Origin of the sequence: Acinetobacter lwoffii, assembly GCF_024129855.1 — a bacterium.
Taxonomy (GTDB): Bacteria; Pseudomonadota; Gammaproteobacteria; order Pseudomonadales; family Moraxellaceae; genus Acinetobacter; species Acinetobacter lwoffii_L.
Map to the genome: position 1 here is coordinate 79,938 of NZ_JAMXXC010000008.1, position 23,362 is coordinate 103,299.

Consider the following 23,362-nt stretch of genomic DNA (forward strand, 5'->3'; position numbering starts at 1 on the left):
GAATCACGACACAAGCTTATTTGAAGTAGTTAAGAGGAAGCTTGAGGTAAGAAACACCGTTTTGTTCTGGCTCAGGAAACTGTCCTGCTTTCATATTGATCTGAATCGCCGGTAGAATCAGCTTAGGCATACTCAGTCCTGAATCCCGCTGATTTCGCATCTGAGCAAATTCAGCTTTACTGATTCCCTGATGAATATGGATATTCTGTTTTTTCTGCGTCTGTATATCAGATTCACACACATACGATTCACGTGTTTCAGGCAGATAGTCATGACATAAAAAGACCCGGGTATCTTCTGGCAACTGAAACAGGCTTTGCACCGAATCATAAAGCTGTTCTGCGCTGCCTCGCGGAAAATCACAACGTGCTGTACCATAATCTGGCATGAACAACGTATCACCCACAAAAACCGCATCGCCAATCACATAACTCAGACAAGCAGGCGTATGTCCCGGTGTTGGAATGTTATAGGCCTTCAATGTTCCGATTTGGAACGACTCATGATCTTCAAATAAATAATCAAAGAGCTGCTGGGCATTCCATTGTTTAATATCCAGATGATAAATCGCGCCAAAAGTTTCCTGTACAATGCCAATTTTCTGGCTCATGGCAATCTTGCCACCTAACTCAGCTTTAAGATATTGCGCTGCAGTCAGATGATCAGCATGGACATGGGTTTCGAGAATCCACTCAACCGTTAAACCCTGCTCTTTAATATAGGCAATAATCTTATCGGCATGAACAGTTGAGGTACTTGCCGATGCCGGATCATAATCCAGAACGCTATCAATAATAGCGCAGGCTTTGGTCGCCGGATCACGTACAACATAACTGAAGGTATTGGTATCTTCGTGAAAAAAATCTTTTACTATAGGTAAGTTTGACATCGTTAAGCTCCTGACCATTTACGGTGAATCCATACACCCACCAGCATTGCTACAATAAAATAGAGCACTTGATAGTGGCCTAAACCGATCAAGGTGAAACTTGGTGCCGGACAGATGCCGGCAATGCCCCAACCTGCACCAAATAAAACCGCACCCGTGATCAGTTTTTTATCTATCTGATTATTTTTAGGTAAATCAATAGGTTCATTAAAAACTGTTTTTGGTTGCGCCGTACGTAATGCTTTCTGGAAGGGAATAAAGGCCACAGCAATCGCGCCCATCATGACAAACGCCAGACTGGCATCCCAATCGCCAAACAGATCCAGGAAATCGAGTACTTTTTCCGGATTGGACATGCCCGATACCATCAGCCCCACAGAGAACAGCGCACCAAATAAAAAGGCAAACACATTTTTCATTTTAGAATGCTCCTGTGATATGACGGATAATATAAACAGCGACAAAACCTGCAAACATGAAAGTCATGGTCGCGATGATAGAACGCTTAGACAGGCGACTGATGCCACAAATTCCGTGACCACTGGTACAGCCCGAACCCAGACGTGTCCCAAAGCCCACCAGCAGACCTGCCACAATCATCATCAGTGGGCTGGCATTCAATTCGATTTCAGGTTGTACAAACAGACCATAAATAAACGGTGTGAGGATCAAACCTAATAAAAACCAGATTGCAGGTGTTTTAAACATGGTTTTTGAGTTTAAGACTTGCCCAATCAAACCACTGATCCCTGCAATACGGCCATTGACGTAAAGATAGCCAACCACGGAAAGCCCGAGCATTAAGCCGCCAATAAATGCGATGAGGAAGTCATGCATGATGAATTAATCCCTATACAATATACTTTTTTATATTATATAATAAAAAATATTAATCAAGCAGTTTTATGGTAAATTATGTAAACTGCATGGGCTACATCAAAAGTTGTGAGGACATTTATGGATATGATTGCTGAAAATGCCAAAATTGATTTTTCTCAAGTCGATTTCGTCAGCCAATGCCTAAAAGTTTTGGCCAATCCTGATCGTCTGAAAATCTTATGTGTCCTGGTCGATGGGGAAATGAATGTTCAGGAAATTGAAGAATCTACCGACATTCATCAACCCACACTTTCACAACAGCTGACTGTGCTACGTAAGGGTGACATGGTCAGCACCCGACGTGAGGGTAAACAGATTTTCTATCGTCTGAGTGATCCCAAGGTCTTGAGCCTGATGCAAAAACTGTACGAGCTGTATTGTGCGAATTAATCCGCTTAGTACGGCCATACAGGATGCTGGGTATAATAACCATTGATAAACTCCGCCGGTCGTAGGGATGCCAATCCCCCATCGATATTGTAGGATTGAGGCCATATTGACCAACATGTAAACACAATCACCGCAATCCCCATCCACTGTGCATAGGCTATTTTTTATGCATAACGTTGATGATCGACTAATTACAATAGCCGGTTGGTTTTTTTAATCACAAACCCAATGCAATTAATGTCAGACCACTCCGGTTTCATGCCAGAGCGGTTCATTCCAAAGCAAACAGTATCCGTGGATGATCCAAAGTTGACATATCTCATCCAATCTTATTGTTCAAAAATTTCCTTGACGTCCATCGCCAGGCCTTGAGTGGATTTAAATTCACCCTGATTATTTTTCCAGGCCATCGACGGTGTGGAGAAAAAGCCGTATTTCCCCATTAGGGCCTGGTTGGCATCAATTTTTGCAGCAATTTCGGCAGGAATCTTTTCCATTTTCTTGAGCTGCTTTTTGCCTTTATTCTTGTTTATATCATTAAAAACTGCTGCTGGATTTTTCGACATTAACAATGTGGCCACCTGGCCACGGCTTTCTTCACGGATCACACCGACCTGAATATGACGCAACTGTACCTTGCCTGATTCGACCCAAGGCCGAGCCGCTTGCCAGAATTTATAGCAATATGGGCAATTCGGATCGGAAAAGACATAAACCACCCGTGGTGCATCTGGCTTGCCATCCTGGATCCAGGTCGATTTTTCCAGGGTTTTCCATACATCGTCCAATACCGCTTTTTTCATATGCTTTTCAATCTGCTCATTGGAAAGGCTTTTCCCTTGTGCATCAAACAGTTCGCCCTTGATATAGTATTTATCATCATTGGAGATAAATACCGTATTGGAGTACTGGTCTTCATGCCCCACCCAGCCGGTCATTCCTTGTGGTGCCGGAATCTGTTTTACAAACACAAAACCCTGTTTTTCAATATTCTGTTTAATATTTGCCTGCGTGTGCATGCTCATGATCAGGAACATGCCTGCACCAAGCACCTGGTAAATTTTGTTCATACTGAGTCCTTCCATTTTTTAAGGTTGATCTGAAATTCTATTTAAATATTGCTGCAACATAGCCGGACTGAGTTCCCCCATATGCCGCTCGACCAGCTGGCCTTGAGCATTAAAAAACAGCGTCGTTGGCAGACCAAAACTATTCAGCTGCTGTGGTAGTTCACCATATGGGTCCAGCAGGACATGTTTAAATTGAAACTGATGTTTTCTTAAATAGGCATTTACGGTGGCTACCTCCTCACCCTGATTCAGCATGACAAAATTCACTTGAGGATGCTGCTTGGCTGCTTTGGCCAACACCGGCATTTCGCGGTGACACGGCGGACACCAGCTCGCCCACAAATTAATTACCGTGGGCTGGCCAACGAATTGGCTGAGTGGAATCTTGTCTGTACCCAGACGCTCCTGTTCTAGTCCAGCAAAGGCTAGATCAGGAAACGCTGCTTCAGTTTTTAGACTGGATTTGAACGCGAGTCCAAGCCCGATCCAGAGTACAAAGATGATCAACAAGATGGCTTTGAATCGGGTCTGCAACTGTCTGTTTCGAATGACATACCACAAAGCACCAATCAGCACCCCTCCCCATAAATGGAAACCTTTGTCCTGGATTTTCAGTATGTCGATGGGTGCTGCAAAATACAGCTCGGCATTGAGCAGAACGAAAACAAGACGTGCACCCAGCATCCCCAGCAAAAAACTGCTCCAGAGCAAATCCTGACTTTGTCCAAGCAGTTGTTTAGACCATGAATACTTTCTGGCTAATCCAAACAAAACAGCAGATAACAGCATCAAGCCAGTGGCAACAATTATGAGTGTCCAGGGCAACATCAAAGGTCCCAGATGTAGCGCATCACTTGAAATCATCATGGTTGTTCCCCTTGCAGTTGCTGCAATTTACCGAGCAAATGTGTTGCGCTAAAAGTTCCTGTCAAGCGCAACTCGCGCTGTTCCTGATGTGCGGCATTTAAAAATATAAAGGTGGGCGGACCGAGGATTTGCCATTCTTTTAGCAGCTCATCCTGACTTGGATGATAGTGGGTCAGGTCTAATTTGATACGAACCACATTTTGTAAAGCCGCTTGGACATCACTACGTGGAATCACTTCCTTTTCAATCGGTTGACAGGCCACACACCAGTCTGCATAGACATCAATCACCACCGGCTGTGCAGGATGTTTGGCTAAAACCTGTTGCAATTGTGCGGCTGTACTGACTCTCTGCCATTCAAGCCGTGATTTCACATGGGCGACCTGTACCTGACTCCAGACATGATAGAGCTGCATGCCTCCTGCATAGACCAGTAAACCACTGAGCAGCATCAGGACTATTTTCGATACAGACCGATGCACATGAGGCAGCATCTTGAACAAGAAGTAGCCTGAACAGGTGATCAGTACCACACCCAAAAGGCCCAGGTATAAAATGCCGGGCAATAATGGAGGGGCGAAATACAAGGCCAGAGCCAACATGACAAAGCCAAAACTAAACTTCAGGCGATCCATCCAGATGCCAGGTTTGGGTAAAAGATGGGACCCAAATACGGCAGCAATAAATAGCGGCAAGCCCAGCCCAAGGCCTAAGACGAACAGATAACTAGCTCCCAGCATCGGTTGATTGAGCTGAGACACATAGATTAAGGCACCGGCCAACGGCGCACTCATACATGGCCCGACAATCAGTGCAGCGATCATGCCCATAAGACCGGCACCAATCAGCGTGCCACCCTTCTGCTTTTGCTGCCATTGATCCAGACGCTGTAACATGCCTTTAGGTAAGGACAGCTGAAATGCTCCAAACAGATTAAATGCGAACAAAACAAACAAAGAATGTACAGATTTATCACCTGAGACAAAAACTGCATCCAGATTTAATTCAGACCATTCGTGGTGTGGGATATATTTTTAAACCGTTTGAGCAGCGTCATGTTTAGTCACAGCTTGAAATGGCGTTTGGTCATGAGTCTTTTGGCCGTGTTTATTGTGCTGTGGAGTGCAGTATTTTCATGGCTGTATATTGACCTGAAACAGCGTTTACAAGACACACTGGATCAACGCTTATCGGCATCTGCACAAATGGTTGCCCGGCTGATTCAGCAGTTACCGCTGGATAGTCTAGGGGATGCAACCTTATCCAAATTAGCCAAGAATGATGATGCAAACCAGTTAATTGCCTGTGAAGTTTCTCTTTTTAGCTCTGACATCTCGTTAGGTAATCAGGTGATTGCCAAAACACGCGGTGCCCCCCAAAATTTAAGCCAGCGACCAGAAGGATTCAGCACCTGGCAGCAGGGTGATACGGAATGGCGCAGTTATGTTCTGCGTCGTGGCGATATTCAGGTGGTGGCAGCAGAACGTATGTTCTTGAGGGATACCTTACTACAGCAGATTCTGCAGTCCGTACTGATTCCCTTGGTCTTCTCACTGCTGATCTGTATTGCCCTGAACATCTTTATTATCCGCAGACAGTTCCGGTCTTTGGATCAGCTCAGTCAATACCTGAACCAGAAAAACCTTAGCTATTCAGAGGTGGCAGATTTTTTAATGCAGCTCAAGCCTGCAAGTATTCCCCAAGAAGTACAGCCTTTTGTCAACAATTCCACGCAGTTGATTCAAAAACTCAATGACAGTCTGCAACAGGAGAAAGCCTTTAGTGCCTATGCTGCACATGAATTACGCAGTCCCCTGACTGCAATTAAAACCCATGTACAACTGGCCCAGCTGATCGGTCAGCAGTAGCACCTGCCTGAATCCATTCAGCATAATTTGCAGCAGGCCAATGAGAGTATCCGGCGTTATACGCTGTTACTCGAGCAGCTTTTATTGCTGACCCAATCAGAAAACAGTATCCAGGCAATGCCTGAGGCCATCTGGCTTCGCCCCACACTTGAGAAAGTTCTTGCAGACTTAGGTACACGCTATCCAGAAATGAACAAAAAAATACAAGTAAACTGGGACAACTTGGGCGAAATTCAGCTGCCTGAATTTGTGCTGTATACCGTACTGAAAAATCTGCTTGAAAATGCCCTGCTGCATGCACAGGCTGCCCATATCTGGATTTCCATGCAGTCTGGTTGCCTAGTGATTGAAGATGATGGACAGCAACTGACAGCACAGGATATCCAACATTTAGGACAACGCTTCTGGCGCAAATCTGCTCAGCAGCACGGCCATGGTTTAGGACTGGCATTGACCGCTAACCTGTTAAAACAGTATGGCTATCAGCTCTCTTTCAATGCCCGACAGCCCTATGGGCTTCGCATTGAAATCAATTCAATACAATCGAAAACCCTAGAGATTTTTTGAAATAAAAATTCTTACTTTTCAACATCCAATAAAGATATCACCAATTCAAATCACTTCCTTTGTTTATACAAATAACTTTTTCTTCAACAAAAACCTTCTCTGTATTCTCAAGTTTATGATCAGGCGATCACAACGCACTTTTAATTTTTAGCATAGAAACAGGTATAAAAATAATAAGACCCCTCTATGAAAACAAAAATGCCAGAGAAAAAAGATCACTTGATGCAACTAGGCCTGTCACCAATTAGCTTAAAAAAATCTAATCTGTCCTCATTATTTTTTCATGACTAAACGCTATGCATTAAGAGATGATCAGTGGGAACAGATTAAGGATCTGTTGCCCGGACGAGCAAGTACTGTTTGAGTAACTGCCAAAGACAACAGGGTATTTGTTGAAGCAGTATTGTATCGGTATCGTTCAAGTATTCCGTAGTGAGATTTACCAGAATGCTTTGGGGATTTTAGAGTCGTGCACACTCGCTTTAGCCCTAAAAATCCAGGATAATCACCACCCCACAGTTCTGATTAATTTTTTAAAAATTTCCTTTCGATGGCCGGGCTTGCGCTAAACTCAAAGCATCTTATCGCACCGTAATGCACTGTTATGGAATTCAAGGCCTGGTATAAGCTTCGCAGATTTATTTATGACAATTTGCATAATGAAGAACACGAAAGCATCTTAAGTCGCGTCATCAATATATTTCTGATTATATTGATTATTGGGAATACTGCTGCCGTTTTACTTGAATCAATCAATGACCTCTATCAATCCTATCAGCTGCTGTTTGATGCCTTTGAATTATTCTCGATCTTTATTTTTACCCTGGAATATTTATTAAGATTTTGGGCCATTGCGGAAAAAGACCCCTTTGAAGGTGCATGGAAAAACCGATGGTTATGGATCCGTAGTGGCGGTGCCATCATTGACCTGTTGGCGATTCTCCCGGCCTATATTAACTTCTTTGTGCATCTCGATTTACGCTTCCTGCGAATCCTTCGATTGTTCAGATTACTCAAATTAACCCGTTATTTCGTCTCCCTGCAGATTTTATTGCGGGTGATCAAGCGCGAAAAGGGCTCATTTCAGGCGGTTATTTTTATCCTGCTGATCATGATCATCATCGCGGCGGCTGGAGTATATGTGGTTGAAAATAAGGCTCAACCAGAAGTCTTTAGCTCCATCCCTGCATCCATGTGGTGGGCAGTGGTGACACTGACCACGGTCGGCTATGGCGATGTGACACCAATCACCCCCTTAGGCCGCTTTCTAGGGGCTTTAATTACTATTTTAGGGGTGGGTCTGGCAGCGCTTCCTGCGGGTATTCTGGCAAATGGTCTGGCCAATGAGCTGAGACAGCGCAAGCACAAACTGGAATTAAGATTTCGTGAACTGCTCGATGATGCAGAAATTGACTTAATTGAAGATCAAGAAAAAATTGAAATTTTACGTAAAGAAGTCGGACTGAGCAAAGAACAAATGCAGGATATCCTGTTAGAACTTATTCATGAGCGTAAGAAAGAACAACTCGAGCAGGAAAAAAACAAATATTTCTTCTGTCCACATTGTGGGCATAAGTTACCTGATTAAATTCGAACGTCAATGCAAGCGTATCATCACGAGCATCAGACCATCGGGTATGACGCTCGTTGCAGACAGATACTATTCACTCAATCCACTCGACTGAATCAGGATCAAATCCTCTCAGGCCAAAAATGCAGCGATGTCTTCCGCTACTGCCCGAGCTGTCCGGGAAACCCCGACCAGCGTGGCCGAAGCAGCACCGGTCCATTCTCCATAGCCCACCAGCCATAAATTTGGTACCTGAATAGAGCGGCCATTCTGAACCGCAATGGTCTGGTCCGGCTGGATAATTCCGAGGCTGCTGAGGTGATTCAGCGCCGCCTTAAATCCTGTACACCAGATCACCACATCCACATGCGCTGTGCTGCCATCTTCCCAAATCACGCCATGTTCTGTAAAAGCTGAAAATGGACGCCTGCTCTGCAAAATGCCTCGCTCACGTGCATCTTTAACTGAATCAATCATGACAATATCACCCAACCCCCCAATGGGCTGCTCAATCTTTCTACCTTCCTGCTGGGCTTTCAGGCGCTCAGTCGCCCTTAAGAACAGGACACGGCCATCGACATCATCTGCCAGAAACTGCGGCGGTGTCTGGGTGATCCAAAGCGTTTCGGCCACCTGAGATACTTCTGCCAAGATTTGTGCACCAGAGTTACCGCCACCCACCACCATGACTTTCTTGGTTTTAAATAACTCAGCATTTTTATAATCTGCGGAATGCAGTTGTACGCCCTGAAAATGCTCACGGCCGGCATACTCGGGAATAAATGGTTGGCTCCATGTCCCTGTAGCGCTTACCACCGCTTTGGCTTTCCAGGATTGTTCCCCGGCATAAACCTCTAAATACTGGCCCTTACTTTCCACGCGTTCCACACGCACCGGACGAACTACAGGAAAGTGATAGCGCTGCTCATAGGCGGTCAAATAATCGATCACCTCATTGCGGGTCGGATAGGTCTGTTCGGTCGCCGGCATCATCCAGCCTGACAGGGAGCTCCAGCTATTCGGGGAGAAAAGGCGCAAGGACTCCCAGGCATGCTGCCAGGCACCTCCAGGCTGAGGCTGATCATCCAGGATGATAAACGGAATGTTCTTGCGCTTTAAGAAATAAGCCATGGACAAACCGGCCTGTCCACCACCGATGATGATCACATCAACTTCAGCTTGTGATTGAGCCAAAATATTTCCCCCCTTCTTTATTGTCATCAAATAAAAACCCAGCCTGCTTATCAGACTGGGCGTATTTCATAAAATTTTCAAGCGTTTAAATTAGCCTTTCCATTGCTCAAGATACTTTTCAGTCTCTCTGATCACCTAAAATTTATAAACTACGCTGATTTACCCGTTTGGAAAGCTCTTCAGCCGATTCCTTACGTTCTGAATAACGGTTGGTCAAATAAGCACTTTGCCCACGGGTCAGCAAGGTAAATTTATACAGTTCTTCCATCACATCTACAATCCGGTCATAGAATGCTGATGGCTTCATTCGTCCATCTTCTTCAAATTCCAGGAATGCTTTTGGAATTGAAGACTGATTTGGAATCGTGATCATCCGCATCCAACGCCCCAAAACACGCATCTGGTTCAGGCTGTTAAAGGACTGTGATCCCCCACTGACTTGCATCAAGGCAAGGGTTTTTCCTTGAGTGGCACGAATTGCACCCCCTGCCAGAGGAATCCAGTCAATCTGGGATTTAAAGATGGAACTCATAGAACCATGGCGTTCCGGTGAACACCACACCATACCTTCAGCCCATGCCAGAAGCTCATGCAGTTCTTTTACTTTTGGATGTTCAGTATCAGCATCTTCCGGTAAAGGCAGTCCTTTGGGATGGAAGATTTTTACTTCTGCCCCAAAATATTCAAGGATTCGACCAGCTTCAAGAACTGCAAGGCGACTGTAAGAACGTTCCCGATTAGAACCATAGAGCAGCAAAATCCGAGGAGGATGAGCTAGTTCTTTGGCTTGGACTTTTTCAAAGGTGGGTTGTTCAATAAGATTTGGATCTACGTTAGGCAGGTTCATCATCTCAAGCCTCTTTAAAATATTTCTTTCTTAGCCACAGTGAAACACTCACTAAAGCAATTAATACAGGTACTTCAACCAATGGCCCAATAATCGTGGTAAAAGCAACCGGCGAAGCAATACCAAAAGTTGCAATAGCGACTGCAAGTGATAATTCAAAATTATTTCCAGCCGCAGTAAATGAGATTGCAGCAGTTTTTGGATAATCATTGCCCATCCATTTACTCATAAAGAAGCTAATAAAGAACATGGCCACAAAGTAAATGATTAAAGGAATCGCGATGCGTAAAACTTCCAGTGGAAGACTCACGACATCACCCCCTTTCAAGCTAAACATCGCCAAAATCGTAAACAGCAAAGCCATCAAACTTAGCGGGCTGATTTTTGGAATGAACTTGTTTTGATACCATTCTACGCCTTTTTGTTTCACCAAAATTAAGCGCGTTAAGAAACCCAATAAGAACGGAATTCCAAGATAAACCAGAACAGCATGGGTAATGGTCCAGAAGCTAAGATTGATCACTTGAGCTTCAATACCAAAATATGGCGGAAGGAAGGTCAGGAATAACCAGGCATAGGTACTGAAGAATAAAATCTGGAAAATACTGTTAAACGCCACCAATGCTGCAACATATTGGTTATCACCACAGGCCAGACCATTCCACACCAGTACCATGGCGATACATCGAGCTAAACCAATCAGGATCACGCCTGTCATATACTCTGGATAGCTATGCAAAGAAATCACAGCCAACGCAAACATCAGTACCGGAGCAATCAACCAGTTTTGAATTAAAGATAGCGTCAGGGTTTTCTTATCCTTAAACACTTGCGGCAAGGTCGCATAATCCACTTTTGCCAGGGGTGGATACATCATCAGAATCAGACCAATCGCGATTGGAATATTGACTGAATTAATACTGAATTGATCCAGAGCAACCGATGCTTGAGGAAAAAAGTTTCCTATGGCGATGCCTAACGCCATGGCAATAAAAATCCAGAGCGTCAGGTTGCGATCTAAAAAGGACATGCGTTTTTCAGACATGTGACTTACTCAACATTCGAAATTTGATTAATCGCTGCAATCAATTGCGAGCGAGAAAGCTCATTTACGTTAAGTTTAAACAAAGCATCCAGGCGACGATTGATATGTTCAACAGTGCTCATAAAGGCTTTCATTTTTTCTTCTTTATCCACCTCTAAATGGGACGGATCAGACAGGCCCCAGTGCGCCTTGATCGCTCCGCCAAGATAAAGAGGACACGCTTCCTGTGCTGCCGCATCACAGACGGTAATCACCACGTCTAGCTGATACTGTTCACAGGCATCAATGCTTTTGCTGGATAAGCCTTCAGTCGACAAGCCCAGATTGTGCAGGGTTTCAAGCGTCAAGGGATGCACCTGACCGGAAGGTTTGCTGCCGGCACTGTAAGCGACCCAGCCTTCTGGCGCACGGCTATTGAACAACACTTCAGAGAGAATGCTGCGGCAACTGTTCCCCGTACATAAAAACAAAAATTTCATGAAAACTTACTCGCAATGGCTCTGAATCGATAGAGCGGAAGAATCAAATAAAACCGGAACCTCACTAGCTTTTAGCACGTCCAGAATTTCAAAACACCAGGCCGGCAATTGCTGATTAATGCTGTAGTACACCCACTGGCTTTGCCGGCGATCGTTGAGTAAACCACAAGAACGTAACAAGGCCAGATGACGTGAAATTTTCGGCTGGCTTAACTGCAGTTTATCGGTCAGATCACAGACGCATTGCTCTTTGTTTTGTGCAATTAGCAGGACAATACTGAGACGTGTTTCATCAGATAAACATTTAAAAAACTGAACGTGGTCCATAATTGCTCCCATTTTTTATGCAAATATACACATATCCATATATATGGTAAAGATGACCTGTCAAAAATGATATCCAGATCAGAATATGCCTACCAGAAAGCGCTCGCTTGAACAATTTCCCGCTTTTTCCGATATAGATCATCGTCAATGTGTTTTTCAGATAAAAAAGCTCCAATCAAGTTGAAGCTTTTTCGCATGGGGGGACACTTTATTTTACCCGATTGCCCTGTTCATCCACGATGATTTCACCGTCTTCTTTGGCAAAGGCTTTTAATTGTGGCAAAGGCAGAATATCCAGTACCACTTCCGATGGACGGCATAATCGGGTTCCAAACTCGGTAACCACCAACGGGCGATTGATCAGGATCGGATGTTGCAGCATGGCATCCAGCAGTTTCTCATCGCTCCAGCCGGCATCATCCAGATTCAGCTCGGTGTAGGGATCGACATTTTTACGGAGCACTTCACGAACCGTCAAACCGGCATCCCGAATCATGTTGACCAGCTGATCTTTCGAGGGTGGCGTAAGCAGATATTCGATCACTTCCGGCTCAATTCCCGCATTGCGAATTAACGCCAGCGTATTGCGTGAGGTGCCACAGGCCGGGTTATGATAAATTTGGACTTTTGGCATTTGATTCATGAGCTTCCCTCTTATCGACGAATCATAGCTTTATATATGAATATACGCATATTCGCAATATAAAATATATGTGCTTTATGAATACAATCTGAGATGGGGACTCCAAAACCATTGGAAACAGTTTTAAAATGAGGCTGTCTTATGTCTAGGATACTGGGAGCAGTCCAGTTGATCCGGATGCTTATTACGGAGACATGCAATCTGATGACATTATTATGGTTCGTTACGGTGATGATGCTACTTTCAAAAATTAGTTATTGAGACAAATGGAAAAAGATATCTTCAGGCTCTAAGTCCAGAGTTCAAGCCAAATATTATTGAGTTAAACAACCAATGTATATTTGTAGGTCAGGTAGTTAACTGTATACGCTATGTTTATCGAGCGAGAACAAGATTTAGAAAGAATTAACAAAAGCCAATATATTCAGCGTTGTCTAAATTGATAAAATCGCCGTTTTCTACAGAAAATTTAAGATTGTTAAGGATTGAAGTGAATATTCAAAATGATTTACCAGAACTAAGTAATTACAGTGAGTTAAGCAGTAAAGAGCAATTAACTATCCATCAAATCCTTATTTCGTACGTACGCTCAGATCACCTCTATAATATTATCTTGACCCATAATGTTGAACCTTACGACTTAGTTAAACTTGTAAGTATTAGTTTTGAGAATAGAGATGCTGCTATCTGGGTTCATTTTGAAACTATTACAGCTGAGAGACTGACAATGCCTCTCGATTTTATTTCAAGAATAGAAGTATGTAATTACGAAGTTTTTTAAGACTAGAATCGAGTCCCCCTAGCGGGGGGATTTATGTTAAATAAGATCTAAGACAAAATAGAAATACTCCTGGTAACATACATAAGAAGCCAGCAGCTTTTGCAGCCATATAATTCTTGACCTTTTTATGGGAAATATGTGGTCTAAAAATTATCCCTGTAAAACATCATATAAATCCTATAATTATTAGAAACGATGACATGATTTTAATCACTTATTTTTCTAAGTTCATATTAAACAATCCGATATGTACGAGTTCTCTTTTATAAGATTCTCTATATAATTCAAAGTTAAATAACAATAAACTTTATATTTTTTCTTATATGTGAAGCTTATCCCAAAAAATTTAAAGGAAACTATATACCAGCTCTTATAAGATTGTCCCCCCCAATGCGTACAATGAAGATAAACTGTTGAATGATTTGGATAAATCACTAAATTAATATAAATATTATTATAATATAAAGGGTTAGACACTTTTCCTTTCGACTTTACAATTTCCTTTCGTTGTTAATAATTAAGATACATTTAAAATGCTTCTTTAGAACTATAATTTTGAAAATTTTTTGGTAGCTTCGATTCATTATGACTTTTTATATATTTCTAATACTTATGAATATCGCAGCTATAATGGCAGTGATTGCATTTTTTCATAAGTAATAAGAAAATTACATCTTGGTATTTCTAACCGCAGGCTAATTTTAAATTTCATTATAAAAATAAATTTCTTTAAGTATTATTTTTAGTATAAATTTCACACATTTCTATATAATACCTATTTTAGGCTCCCGTTTATAAGAATTACTCATATATTGGGTATTTCGCATATATATTCTTACTGTTGCAGTAGGTTCACTTCATGAATAATATTAACTTTAATAACTTTGAAGAAGCTGGCCAAGCCATTTTAAAATTCTTATCTCAACGCTTTGGCTTCAAATTGTGGATGATTACTCGTACTGAGGGTGACGACTGGATTGTATTATTGAGTGAAGATAATGGCTATAACGTTAAGCCCGGACAAGTATTTCATTGGGCAGACTCATTCTGCTCACACATGGTACAAAGTAATATGCCTCGTATTGCTCCCTATTCACCTGATATTCAAGTTTACGCAGATGCACCTATAAATCACCTAGTCTCAATTAAAGCCTATATCGGCCAACCTCTGTATAAAGAAGATGGCTCTCTTTTTGGCACTCTATGTGCAATTGATCCCGAACCTCAACCTAAAATTCTTGTTGAAGATGCTCCATTATTCGAGTTGATAGCAAAGGTACTCAGTTATACGATTCAAGCTGATATGAAAGCTGCTGAGTACATACGTAAAGCTGAGCGTTTTGAAATAGAAGCAATGTCCGACCCAATGACTGGACTTTTCAACCGTCGTGCTTGGGATGAGCTTATTATCAAAGAGGAAGAGCGCTGTAAGCGTTATGGTCACCCTACTGCTATTCTTATGATAGACCTTAATGATCTTAAGATCACAAATGATACTCTGGGTCATGCTGCAGGTGATGAGCTCATTCAAAGAATGGCTTTAGCTCTCAAAAACACGGTACGTAGTAATGATATTATCGCTCGCTTAGGAGGTGATGAGTTTGCTGTGATGACCATTGAAACTAACTTAGAGCATGCGAAGAAGCTTGCATCAAGAATTCAAAATACTTTTACAAAAGTTGGAATTAGTGCTGCAATTGGCTTTGCAATGCGTAATCCAACCTTTGGGTTAGCTGAAGCTATCAAAGAAGCAGATGCAAAGATGTATCAGAATAAAGTTATGGTCAAATCGAGTAGCCATTAATTAAACTACTTACCCGATGCAGTCTTTGTATCTGGTAAGGCCTTATCTACAATCTGAAGATGTACTATTGAAATAATTCAATATAACCGAAAACCCTAGAGATTTTTTTGAAATAAAAACTATTATTTTTCATATCATTAAGAGCTTTAATCCGTTTTAATTCTGCACTTAGCCCTATCAAAATTGCGACTTTTCCAACAAAAATCCTGCAGTTTATTCCCAGGTTTTTGATCAAACGGTTAGGATCAACAATTTACTTTTATCATGAAGACTGATTATAAAAATAATAAAAGTCCATGCCAAAAAACCTTAAGTTCGCCAGCGAGCGCCGTAGTGACCAACGTAAAAAAGTCATACAAGCCGAAATGCTGCAGGCCCAAACATTTATACAGATCTATCTGCTCTTACCCTTCTTCTTTAAGGCATATCAGCATCAGCAACATCTTACGATGCGCAAACCCTAGAAGATGTCATCTAGCATGAAGCAAGCGCTGTGCGTGATAAAAAATTGACTGAACCTACACTGCGAATCTGCCTGTAGCTGATCAGCCTATTCCAGCCGAGTACAACGCAAGTGCAGCACTTCAATCAATTTATTAATTTGCGGAACTTTGAGCTGAAATATTTAAGCTAAATGTCATGAATAGACATATCTGCCAGTGCACCAAACTTTTCATCAAACGGCGCTAATTGTTCTTTGACGTATTTGGATCCGCGAAGTTTACGGCCATGCTTATCATAGTATTTATGAAAAAGTGTTTTGAAGGGATAGTACTGTTTTATGCTCAAGTCTTCCGCCATCTGATTGACCTTCGCTTCAAGCATCTTTTGAGCTACCCCTTGCTCACATTCTTTTGCGGTATCACGAGTTGCTGAAGAACGTTTTCCATTGATCATTAGTTCAATGTAGTAGGCCGAACCGCGCTTTCTGGGCTTGGGTAATTTCATGACGTAATTTCCAAAATTCTTGACGTAAACTTGACGTAAATTTAACGGCAATAACTGCATAAAATACGGGTTTTGCAGATAGTGCGGATAACGGCTCACTTTACTCAAGGCATTAAAAAAAGGCTTTAAGCTACTGTTTTCGCTTAAAACCCTTATAACATAACGTTTAGAATCTTGGTAGGTATATCCAGACTCGAACTGGAGACCTCTACGATGTCAACGTAGCGCTCTAACCAACTGAGCTATACACCTAGAATGCTTGGCATATTATAAATTTTTTCTCATTAAGACAAGCCTTTTCATTTAGTTTTTAAAACATCCGCGCAAGTTTTAAGCAAATCCTTGAATTTTTTCAATTCTTGCTCAGTTATTGAGGTTCCCGAATAAAGATTTTTTTCAAAGATCTGGATGGCTTGAATAAATATAGCTTGATTTTCAACCTGAACCTGTTGGGATAAACGCTGCATCCAGTGATGAAAAGTTTCAGCAGGCAGCTTTTTGAGATCGTCAGCTAAAGATTGATTCAGCTGTTGAATCGCACAATCAAATGGGGGTTGCGCCTGTCGGGCTTTTAGATAAATTCTAAAGATATAGGCCAAAATCAATAGCGCAATACTGCCCAGTAAAATTATGACACTCGAATAAACTGAACCGAGGCCTAATTTTGATAACCAGTTTTGTTGTGATTCTGCATTATAACCCACCACCTTACTTTGCCATTGGTAGCTGGCATAATCGCTCCAAACGCGTAGTTTGGTGACCCATAGATTATGCTGCGAGTTCCAGGTCGACTGATTTGCCGATACCCATGCATCCTGAGAAAGCAGATTTTGCATGCCATCATCTATACGCTGTGGAGCGATCATCGCGGTTGGATCAAAGCGTTGCCATCTCTGGTCAATCCAGACTTCTGTCCAGGCATGAGCATCCATTTGTCGGACTTCCCAGCTCATACGATCTGGTGCCAACTCCCCACCCTGATAGCCGGTGACGACCCGTGCAGGAATCCCGACATAACGCATCAGCATCACGAAACTCGAGGCATAGTGTTCACAAAAGCCTTGCCGGGAATTAAACAGGAATTCATCAATCCTGTTTTGCCCCAATTGACCCGGCTTCAAGGTATAAACAAAGTTATTCTGCTGATACCAGTTCAAGACTTGCTGCACATAACGCTGAGGATCTTCCGCACTTTGCGCATATAGACGTTGTGCTAATTGTTGCGCTCTCGGGTCAAGTCGGCGCTGCACCTGAGTATTCGTTCTTTCGATATATTGCGTTGGCAAAGCCTGAGGGTCATATCCCGTTCCGATCCATTGTAACGAAATCGGTTCAACACGTTGCGTGAGCCGTCTCGGCACAATGCTCAAATCCTGACGGTTATAATAACGGCGTTCCACAGGTATCGATTTTTCCAACCCCATGATCCAGAACACCGAAGGATCCGCAGCCAGATATTGGTAGTTCCAGCCTGTAGGTACGGGTGAAGTATCCATCGGTTGTCGCATTAAAGGCTGCTGATTGACGAAACTGCTGGTCCAGCGTTGCCCATCATATTCATCTAGCACCAAGGCTCGCCAATAGAGTTCTGAGCGTGGCGGAAGCTTGCTGATATCACCAATAATCCGGAAAGCAAGGGCACTGGATTGGGATAATTCAGCAATATCCCCAGGTGACATACTATCGCCAATGCCGGTCACGCCCTTATTTTCAGGAATGGGAATATGCCAAAGTGGCGGCAAGCGCGGAAAGAAAATAAATAGCAAAATGAAAAATGGAACGGCGTACAAGATAAACTTGCCCACATGCTTGGCATCCTGTTGCAATGCTGCGCGCTGAGTAGTCTGCTCCTGTTCAAACTCACTGGTCTGAATCCGGTACATGCCAATCAGACAGCTGATTAAACACAGCACAATCACGATCGCCATCCCAAAAGATTGGCTATATAGGAATGAACTGGCAGCAACAAACAGGGCAAAATTAAACAGAATAATCAGGTCACGTTTATTTTTACTTTCCAGTGATTTGGCAAATAAAAAAGTAGATAGAACGGCTACACCAGCCTCAACACCAATAAAACTCTGATGGCTCAAATAAATACTGCCGAGTGCCAAAGCCGTCAGCAGGAAAGTGCCCGTTTTAGGAAATGGCTGCTGACGTTTCAGGAAAATCCAGATACACACAATACTAATGGCAAAAATAATACTGAGTAGAACCGGAATAAATGCCATCTGGGCGATGAGAATCAGGCCCAAAGTCAGCACAATTGAGGTACGGATTTTTGCATTGATCATGAATTTATCCGCCTTAAGCCTGCGCCAACAATTGTTTGGCTTTCCGCAGTTGTTCTTCACCTGCGCCCTGAGGCAATTCGGCCTGTGGCAAATGCAGACTGTACGCACATTGCTGCTGCTCGCATTGCTCGACCAGACCCATCACAAATTCAAGTTTTTCTTCATGTGACTGGCTCGGCATATGTGCATAATGAATCTCGATACTGTGTTCATCCTGATATTGCTCAAAGACTTTGACATACAAGCCTTGTCCACGCGCAAACTGCTTCCAGGACACCGCCTGCAAGGAATCGCCTGACTGGTAATTGCGCAATTCACGAAACTCATCCATATCCGGTTCAAAACGGTTAAAGTGATATTTATTTTCTGTGCTAAAAACTTCAGCTTTAGGCGCGACCCAGGCCGAATGCTGATGATAAAGATAGGTCCAGGCTCGAACTAACCCAAAGGGATAAACCGAATAAATCTGAATCACCGGATAATCAAACTTGCCACGTTGCTCTGCATAAAATGGCAGAATAAATTGCTGCTTTGCTGCATTCAGATAAAATTTTGCTATCTGATCTCCTGCCTTGATATATACATATCGCGGACGAAGCTGCTGCTGTTGAAAATAAAAATGTAGATTCAGGCTATTTCCTACCTGACCAATATCATCTGCAATTAATTCAATTTTCAGGTCATGCAATTGCTTAAAAGTCAGATAAAAACTGATACACAGCACCGCACTGATTAAAAAGCAGAAACCTAAAATCAGGTTATTGGCATAGTTCACCCCGGCCACAAAGGTGATGAAGATCAACACCAGATACAGATAGCCCTGCTGATAAATAAATACCAAGACATCTTTCTGCGAGAGCTGTTTCTGCTGTGAGAATTGAAAGCGCTTGGCCAGCCATTTTTGCCAGGTTTTATCCAAGAGAGGACTCCTTTAGCTGACCGCAACCTGTTGCATCACATTAAAGGCTTCTGCCTCACTTAACCCCAGACGATGCGAAGTCACCGCGACAAATACAGCCTGCACATCATCTGGTGTGACAAAAGCACGTTGCTGAATCAAAGCATACGCTTGTGCTGCGCGCTTCAAGGCCAGAAGGCCACGCGTAGAAAGTCCATGACGGCTTTTACGGGTTTCTTCTGCCAGATCAAGCAAATATTCCTGAATCGCTTCACTGATAAATATCTGATGCGTCAGACTTTGCAGATCCAGAATTTCATCTTCGGTAAAAATATGCGCCAGACTTGCAATCAGGGCAAAACGGGATTCCTGCTGTAATAACAGTTTTTCTGCATGGCGTGATGGATACCCCAAAGATAAACGCATCAGGAAACGGTCTAGCTGGGATTCCGGCAAAGCGTAAGTACCACTTTGGAATAGCGGGTTTTGTGTCGCAATCACCCAGAAAGGTTTCGGTAAGGCATAGCGTACGCCATCAATGGTGGCATAGCCTTCTTCCATGGCTTCGAGTAAGGCACTTTGGGTTTTGGGACTACAACGGTTGATTTCATCTGCCAGTAAAATCTGAGTAAAAATCGGGCCTTGTTTAAACTCGAACTGATGTTCTTTCTGGTTAAACATGTTAATACCGATGACATCACTGGCCAGCATGTCATTGGTAAATTGGATCCGCTGGAACTTTAACCCAGCCAGATGTGCCAGACTGCTGGCTAATGTAGTTTTACCCAATCCGGGTAAATCTTCAAATAAGACATGTCCGCCTGCAATCAAACAACAGAGTGCCAGTGTGGTCTGGGCCTGCTTATCCAACACAATGGCATTAACTTCTTCAAAAAAACGCTGGATCTTGGGTGCATAACTTGCAATTTTTTGTTCAAGCACAGTATTGATGTGTGCAATGTCGTTATTTTCCTTTTGTTTCATGCCCCAGATCACAATAATTTCCTTAATAAAACATGGCCTAAGATTAACATACACTGAAATTTAAATTTTCCCAAAAGATCAATCATCTGTCTGTGTAACTGAATAAAAATACTGATTAGAAAATGGCGAGGATTTAAATAATAGAAGAGTCAAAATGATCAGGTTGAAAAGAAGTAAGAAGCGCAGAAAACAAATAAAATGATCGACACAAATAGAGATCATTTTTCTTTTCGCTCAAATCTCAAAATACCAATCTGAGCTCATCCATCTATTTGAAAAGAATCATACTTAAAAGGTATAGAGACTTAAGCGATTTCATGGATTTTTATAATAAAACTTTTCTACGCTAGCTCAATCAATGACCTCAGATTTAACGCGATCGTCTATTCCTCATATTAATTTTTAACGATAAAAAAAAGCGCCCCGAAAGGCGCTTGCTATGAATTAATGATTAACACGGACACTTCTTCATATCACCGCCCGCAGATGGATAACGGGAATCCACACAGTGACGATAAAATGTTTTCGGGTCCATGGCTTCCAGATCGGGATGATGCTTGCGCATATGCTCCACATAGGTCTGGTAATCAGGTACACCGACCATCAGACGGAAACTTTGCTGCAAACGTTGCCACAAGGTCGCAATCCGCGACCAGTTTTTCGGATTCAGTATTAAATCCTTTTGTGACATTACGGTCATCTTGATGATTTTATAAATCATCGTTTTCCCGCTTTTGGCAAACTTCAGATTCATAATATTCCCCTTAATGACCTTTCGCTGGCTGAATCTCTTCAGGATCGCGATAAATCGCTTCTGCTTCATGTACAGATGGCTCAGGATTTGCCAATGCACGACGGATAACGCGAATTGCAGCAAACAACATGACAAAGGCTACAATCATAAAAAAAGCACAGAGTGCAGCATTAATCTGGTTCGACATCGCTACCGTCTGCATTTCTGCCACAGTTTTCGCTGGCGCTAGGATTTCATTATTGGCAATCGCCGTGTTGAAACGATCTGCCTGCGCCAAGAAACCAATCTTTGGATTTTCGTGGAAAATCTTTTGCCAGCCTGCTGTCATGGAAGTGATGAACAGGAACACTGTCGGGATAATTGTCACCCACACATATTTCTGTTTTTTCATCTTGAACAGAATGACAGTACCAAGAATGAGCGCCATCGCAGCCAAAATCTGGTTACCAATACCAAACAGCGGCCATAAACTGTTAATCCCGCCGAGTGGATCGACTACGCCCTGATAGACGAAGAAGCCCCAGCCTGCCACTGCAACCGCAGTACCCAACAGGTTTCCGAAGAAATTATGTGATTGTTTTACTGCTGGAATCACAATACCGACAGTATCCTGCACCATGAAACGACAGGCACGCGTACCCGCATCTACAGCAGTCAGGATGAATAGTGCTTCAAACAAAATCGCAAAGTGATACCAGAACGCCATCATTTCACGACTGTTGAAAATTTCGGTGATGATATGCGCCATACCAATTGCAAAAGTTGGCGCACCACCAGTACGCGACAGAATCGAGTTCTCACCCACTTCCTGTGCCAGTAAATTCAAGGCTTCAGGGGTTACCACAAAACCAAGGGTTCGCACTGCTTCTGCTGCGCTTTCTGCGGTAGTACCGAGCAAGGCTGCTGGTGAGTTAATCGCAAAATAAATTCCTGGATCCAGAATTGCAGCACAGATCAAAGCCATGATCGCTACAAAAGATTCCATCAACATACCGCCATAACCGATCATACGGATATCGCGTTCGTTGTTGACCAGTTTCGGTGTCGTCCCTGAAGAAACCAAGGCATGGAAACCGGAAATCGCACCACACGCAATAGTAATGAACAGGAATGGGAACATAGAACCTGCGAATACAGGACCAGTCCCATCAATGAATTTGGTAATCGCTGGCAGTTTCATTTCAGGCATGGCAAACAGGATACCCACGGCCAAACCTGCAATCACGCCAATTTTCAGGAAGGTCGACAGATAATCACGTGGAGCAAGCAATAGCCAGACTGGCAGTACCGATGCAATGAAACCATAAATGATCAGTGCCCAAGTGAGTTCAGTGCCAGAAAGCGTAAAGAACGGACCCCAATATGGATGTTGTGCGATGTTTTCACCGTAGATAATGCCCAGCATCATCAAGACAAAACCAATAATCGAGACTTCAGCAATTTTACCCGGGCGGATAAAACGCATGTAGATGCCCATAAAGATCGCAATCGGAATGGTGGCTGCAATACTGAATACACCCCATGGACTGTTAGTCAGTGCTTTAACAACGACTAGCGCCAATACTGCCAGAATGATGATCATCACGCCCAAGGCACCGAGCATCACGATAATACCGGCAAAGGTTCCGAGTTCCTGCTTGGCCATCTCACCGAGTGATCGACCGTCACGACGGGTGGAAATAAACAGTACCAGAAAATCCTGGACTGCACCGGCAAGCACCACACCGACTAACAGCCAGATCGTACCGGGTAAATAGCCCATTTGTGCTGCCAAGATCGGACCGACTAAAGGACCTGCACCGGCAATCGCTGCAAAGTGATGGCCAAACAGAACGCTTTTGTTGGTCGGCACATAGTCCAGACCATCGGCCAGACGATGCGCAGGCGTTAAACGGCGTTCATTCAGCTCAAATACTTTGGTGGCGATAAACAAACTGTAGAAACGGTAAGCAATGCTATAGACACAGGCGGCGGCAAGTACCAGCCAGACTGCATTGACATGCTCACCCCGACTCAGTGCTAGAACTCCAAAAGAGACTGCACCCACAATGGCTACCAGAAGCCAAATCATTTTCGAAGTCAGCGTCGACTTCTTTTGTAAAGTTTCCATTCAATCCCTCATATTGTGATGCATACAAATCAGCGTGATTGTTGTTGTTCGAGGTACTGCTGTTTTCCCTTGCGACTTTACGCCTGTTCTTTTGCTTTTCCTCTAAGACTTTGGCATAAAAAAAGGGATGATTTAAATCATCCCTCTCGATAAT

The 23,362-nt window shown here is 43.1% G+C and carries 21 protein-coding genes, 1 tRNA gene and 5 pseudogenes; 8 read left to right on the forward strand and 19 right to left on the reverse strand.

Annotated elements, in window-relative coordinates; translation table 11 throughout:
- Positions 1-16: 16 nt before the first annotated feature.
- Genes NI465_RS08460 through NI465_RS08470 form a run of 3 tightly spaced genes read right to left on the reverse strand, consistent with a single transcriptional unit; the run spans position 17 to position 1,726 of the window.
- Positions 17-889, reverse strand: a complete 873-nt coding sequence (locus tag NI465_RS08460; protein ID WP_253145009.1) for an MBL fold metallo-hydrolase — start codon at positions 887-889, stop codon at positions 17-19.
- Positions 890-891: 2 nt separating this feature from the next.
- Entirely contained in the window at positions 892-1,308 is a 417-nt protein-coding gene (locus tag NI465_RS08465; RefSeq protein ID WP_005404969.1) for a DUF6691 family protein, read from the reverse strand.
- A 1-nt stretch (position 1,309) separates the two neighbouring features.
- Positions 1,310-1,726, reverse strand: coding sequence for a YeeE/YedE family protein (locus NI465_RS08470; RefSeq protein WP_016659403.1), 417 nt, complete (start codon positions 1,724-1,726; stop codon positions 1,310-1,312).
- A 120-nt stretch (positions 1,727-1,846) separates the two neighbouring features.
- Here NI465_RS08470 and NI465_RS08475 point away from each other — a divergent pair, with 120 nt between their 5' ends.
- Positions 1,847-2,158: an ArsR/SmtB family transcription factor gene (locus NI465_RS08475; RefSeq protein ID WP_005107334.1), complete on the forward strand. Its 312-nt coding sequence runs from the start codon at positions 1,847-1,849 to the stop codon at positions 2,156-2,158.
- A gap of 329 nt (positions 2,159-2,487) precedes the next feature.
- Here NI465_RS08475 and dsbG read toward each other — a convergent pair whose 3' ends face one another.
- The 3 genes and pseudogenes from dsbG to NI465_RS08490 all read right to left on the reverse strand — a co-directional run.
- Positions 2,488-3,228 carry a thiol:disulfide interchange protein DsbG gene (dsbG, locus tag NI465_RS08480; RefSeq protein ID WP_253145010.1) on the reverse strand — a complete coding sequence of 247 codons (741 nt, stop codon included), beginning with the start codon at positions 3,226-3,228 and terminating at the stop codon, positions 2,488-2,490.
- Between the two features lie 18 nt (positions 3,229-3,246).
- Entirely contained in the window at positions 3,247-4,095 is an 849-nt protein-coding gene (locus NI465_RS08485) for a TlpA disulfide reductase family protein (RefSeq protein ID WP_071850365.1), read from the reverse strand.
- Positions 4,092-5,051 (reverse strand): annotated as a pseudogene (locus NI465_RS08490) (cytochrome c biogenesis protein CcdA); the annotation flags it as partial. The gene NI465_RS08485 and the pseudogene NI465_RS08490, both read right to left, overlap by 4 nt.
- Positions 5,052-5,053: 2 nt before the next feature.
- Here NI465_RS08490 and NI465_RS08495 point away from each other — a divergent pair.
- The 4 genes and pseudogenes from NI465_RS08495 to NI465_RS08510 all read left to right on the forward strand — a co-directional run.
- A pseudogene (locus tag NI465_RS08495) lies at positions 5,054-5,158 on the forward strand (winged helix-turn-helix domain-containing protein); the annotation flags it as partial.
- A pseudogene (locus tag NI465_RS08500) lies at positions 5,151-6,530 on the forward strand (ATP-binding protein). The pseudogenes NI465_RS08495 and NI465_RS08500, both read left to right, overlap by 8 nt.
- Positions 6,531-6,813: 283 nt before the next feature.
- Positions 6,814-6,960: pseudogene (locus tag NI465_RS16840) on the forward strand (IS5/IS1182 family transposase); the annotation flags it as partial.
- Positions 6,961-7,134: 174 nt separating this feature from the next.
- Complete coding sequence (locus tag NI465_RS08510) at positions 7,135-8,118, forward strand: potassium channel family protein (RefSeq protein ID WP_004280160.1); 984 nt, start codon at positions 7,135-7,137, stop codon at positions 8,116-8,118.
- A 114-nt stretch (positions 8,119-8,232) separates the two neighbouring features.
- On the opposite strand, the gene NI465_RS08515 is transcribed toward NI465_RS08510, so the two are convergent.
- The 6 genes from NI465_RS08515 to arsC form a co-directional block, all read right to left on the reverse strand.
- The gene (locus NI465_RS08515) at positions 8,233-9,294 is read right to left on the reverse strand and encodes an ArsO family NAD(P)H-dependent flavin-containing monooxygenase (RefSeq protein WP_253145011.1); all 1,062 of its coding nucleotides are present in this window, start codon (positions 9,292-9,294) and stop codon (positions 8,233-8,235) included.
- A gap of 142 nt (positions 9,295-9,436) precedes the next feature.
- Positions 9,437-10,141: an arsenical resistance protein ArsH gene (arsH, locus tag NI465_RS08520; RefSeq protein ID WP_004280163.1), complete on the reverse strand. Its 705-nt coding sequence runs from the start codon at positions 10,139-10,141 to the stop codon at positions 9,437-9,439.
- 4 nt (positions 10,142-10,145) lie between these two features.
- A complete protein-coding gene (arsB, locus tag NI465_RS08525; RefSeq protein WP_071850369.1) occupies positions 10,146-11,186 on the reverse strand; it encodes an ACR3 family arsenite efflux transporter in 1,041 nt (346 codons plus the stop codon).
- 5 nt (positions 11,187-11,191) lie between these two features.
- On the reverse strand, positions 11,192-11,665 hold the full coding sequence (locus NI465_RS08530; protein WP_004646560.1) for an arsenate reductase ArsC: 474 nt from the start codon (positions 11,663-11,665) through the stop codon (positions 11,192-11,194).
- A gap of 6 nt (positions 11,666-11,671) precedes the next feature.
- Positions 11,672-11,992 (reverse strand): metalloregulator ArsR/SmtB family transcription factor, encoded by a 321-nt coding sequence (locus tag NI465_RS08535; RefSeq protein WP_004646559.1) that lies wholly within the window; start codon positions 11,990-11,992, stop codon positions 11,672-11,674.
- Positions 11,993-12,200: 208 nt separating this feature from the next.
- A complete protein-coding gene (arsC, locus tag NI465_RS08540) occupies positions 12,201-12,635 on the reverse strand; it encodes an arsenate reductase (glutaredoxin) (protein WP_004646558.1) in 435 nt (144 codons plus the stop codon).
- A 167-nt stretch (positions 12,636-12,802) separates the two neighbouring features.
- Here arsC and NI465_RS08545 point away from each other — a divergent pair.
- The 3 genes and pseudogenes from NI465_RS08545 to NI465_RS08555 form a co-directional block, all read left to right on the forward strand.
- A pseudogene (locus NI465_RS08545) lies at positions 12,803-13,044 on the forward strand (S24 family peptidase); the annotation flags it as partial.
- Positions 13,045-13,125: 81 nt separating this feature from the next.
- Complete coding sequence (locus NI465_RS08550) at positions 13,126-13,416, forward strand: hypothetical protein (protein WP_004646557.1); 291 nt, start codon at positions 13,126-13,128, stop codon at positions 13,414-13,416.
- A gap of 859 nt (positions 13,417-14,275) precedes the next feature.
- Complete coding sequence (locus tag NI465_RS08555) at positions 14,276-15,220, forward strand: sensor domain-containing diguanylate cyclase (RefSeq protein ID WP_004646556.1); 945 nt, start codon at positions 14,276-14,278, stop codon at positions 15,218-15,220.
- 630 nt (positions 15,221-15,850) lie between these two features.
- On the opposite strand, the gene NI465_RS08560 is transcribed toward NI465_RS08555, so the two are convergent.
- The 7 genes from NI465_RS08560 to NI465_RS08590 all read right to left on the reverse strand — a co-directional run bounded on the left by NI465_RS08560 (position 15,851) and on the right by NI465_RS08590 (position 23,208).
- Positions 15,851-16,267, reverse strand: coding sequence for a hypothetical protein (locus NI465_RS08560; RefSeq protein ID WP_228127478.1), 417 nt, complete (start codon positions 16,265-16,267; stop codon positions 15,851-15,853).
- Between the two features lie 76 nt (positions 16,268-16,343).
- A tRNA-Val gene (locus tag NI465_RS08565) sits at positions 16,344-16,420 on the reverse strand.
- A gap of 47 nt (positions 16,421-16,467) precedes the next feature.
- Entirely contained in the window at positions 16,468-18,462 is a 1,995-nt protein-coding gene (locus NI465_RS08570; RefSeq protein WP_253145012.1) for a transglutaminase TgpA family protein, read from the reverse strand.
- A 13-nt stretch (positions 18,463-18,475) separates the two neighbouring features.
- On the reverse strand, positions 18,476-19,381 hold the full coding sequence (locus NI465_RS08575; RefSeq protein ID WP_253145013.1) for a DUF58 domain-containing protein: 906 nt from the start codon (positions 19,379-19,381) through the stop codon (positions 18,476-18,478).
- A gap of 12 nt (positions 19,382-19,393) precedes the next feature.
- On the reverse strand, positions 19,394-20,356 hold the full coding sequence (locus tag NI465_RS08580; protein WP_195724897.1) for an AAA family ATPase: 963 nt from the start codon (positions 20,354-20,356) through the stop codon (positions 19,394-19,396).
- 439 nt (positions 20,357-20,795) lie between these two features.
- Positions 20,796-21,101 carry a YbdD/YjiX family protein gene (locus NI465_RS08585; RefSeq protein WP_171054308.1) on the reverse strand — a complete coding sequence of 102 codons (306 nt, stop codon included), beginning with the start codon at positions 21,099-21,101 and terminating at the stop codon, positions 20,796-20,798.
- Positions 21,102-21,108: 7 nt separating this feature from the next.
- Positions 21,109-23,208 carry a carbon starvation CstA family protein gene (locus NI465_RS08590; RefSeq protein ID WP_004279748.1) on the reverse strand — a complete coding sequence of 700 codons (2,100 nt, stop codon included), beginning with the start codon at positions 23,206-23,208 and terminating at the stop codon, positions 21,109-21,111.
- Positions 23,209-23,362 lie beyond the last annotated feature (154 nt).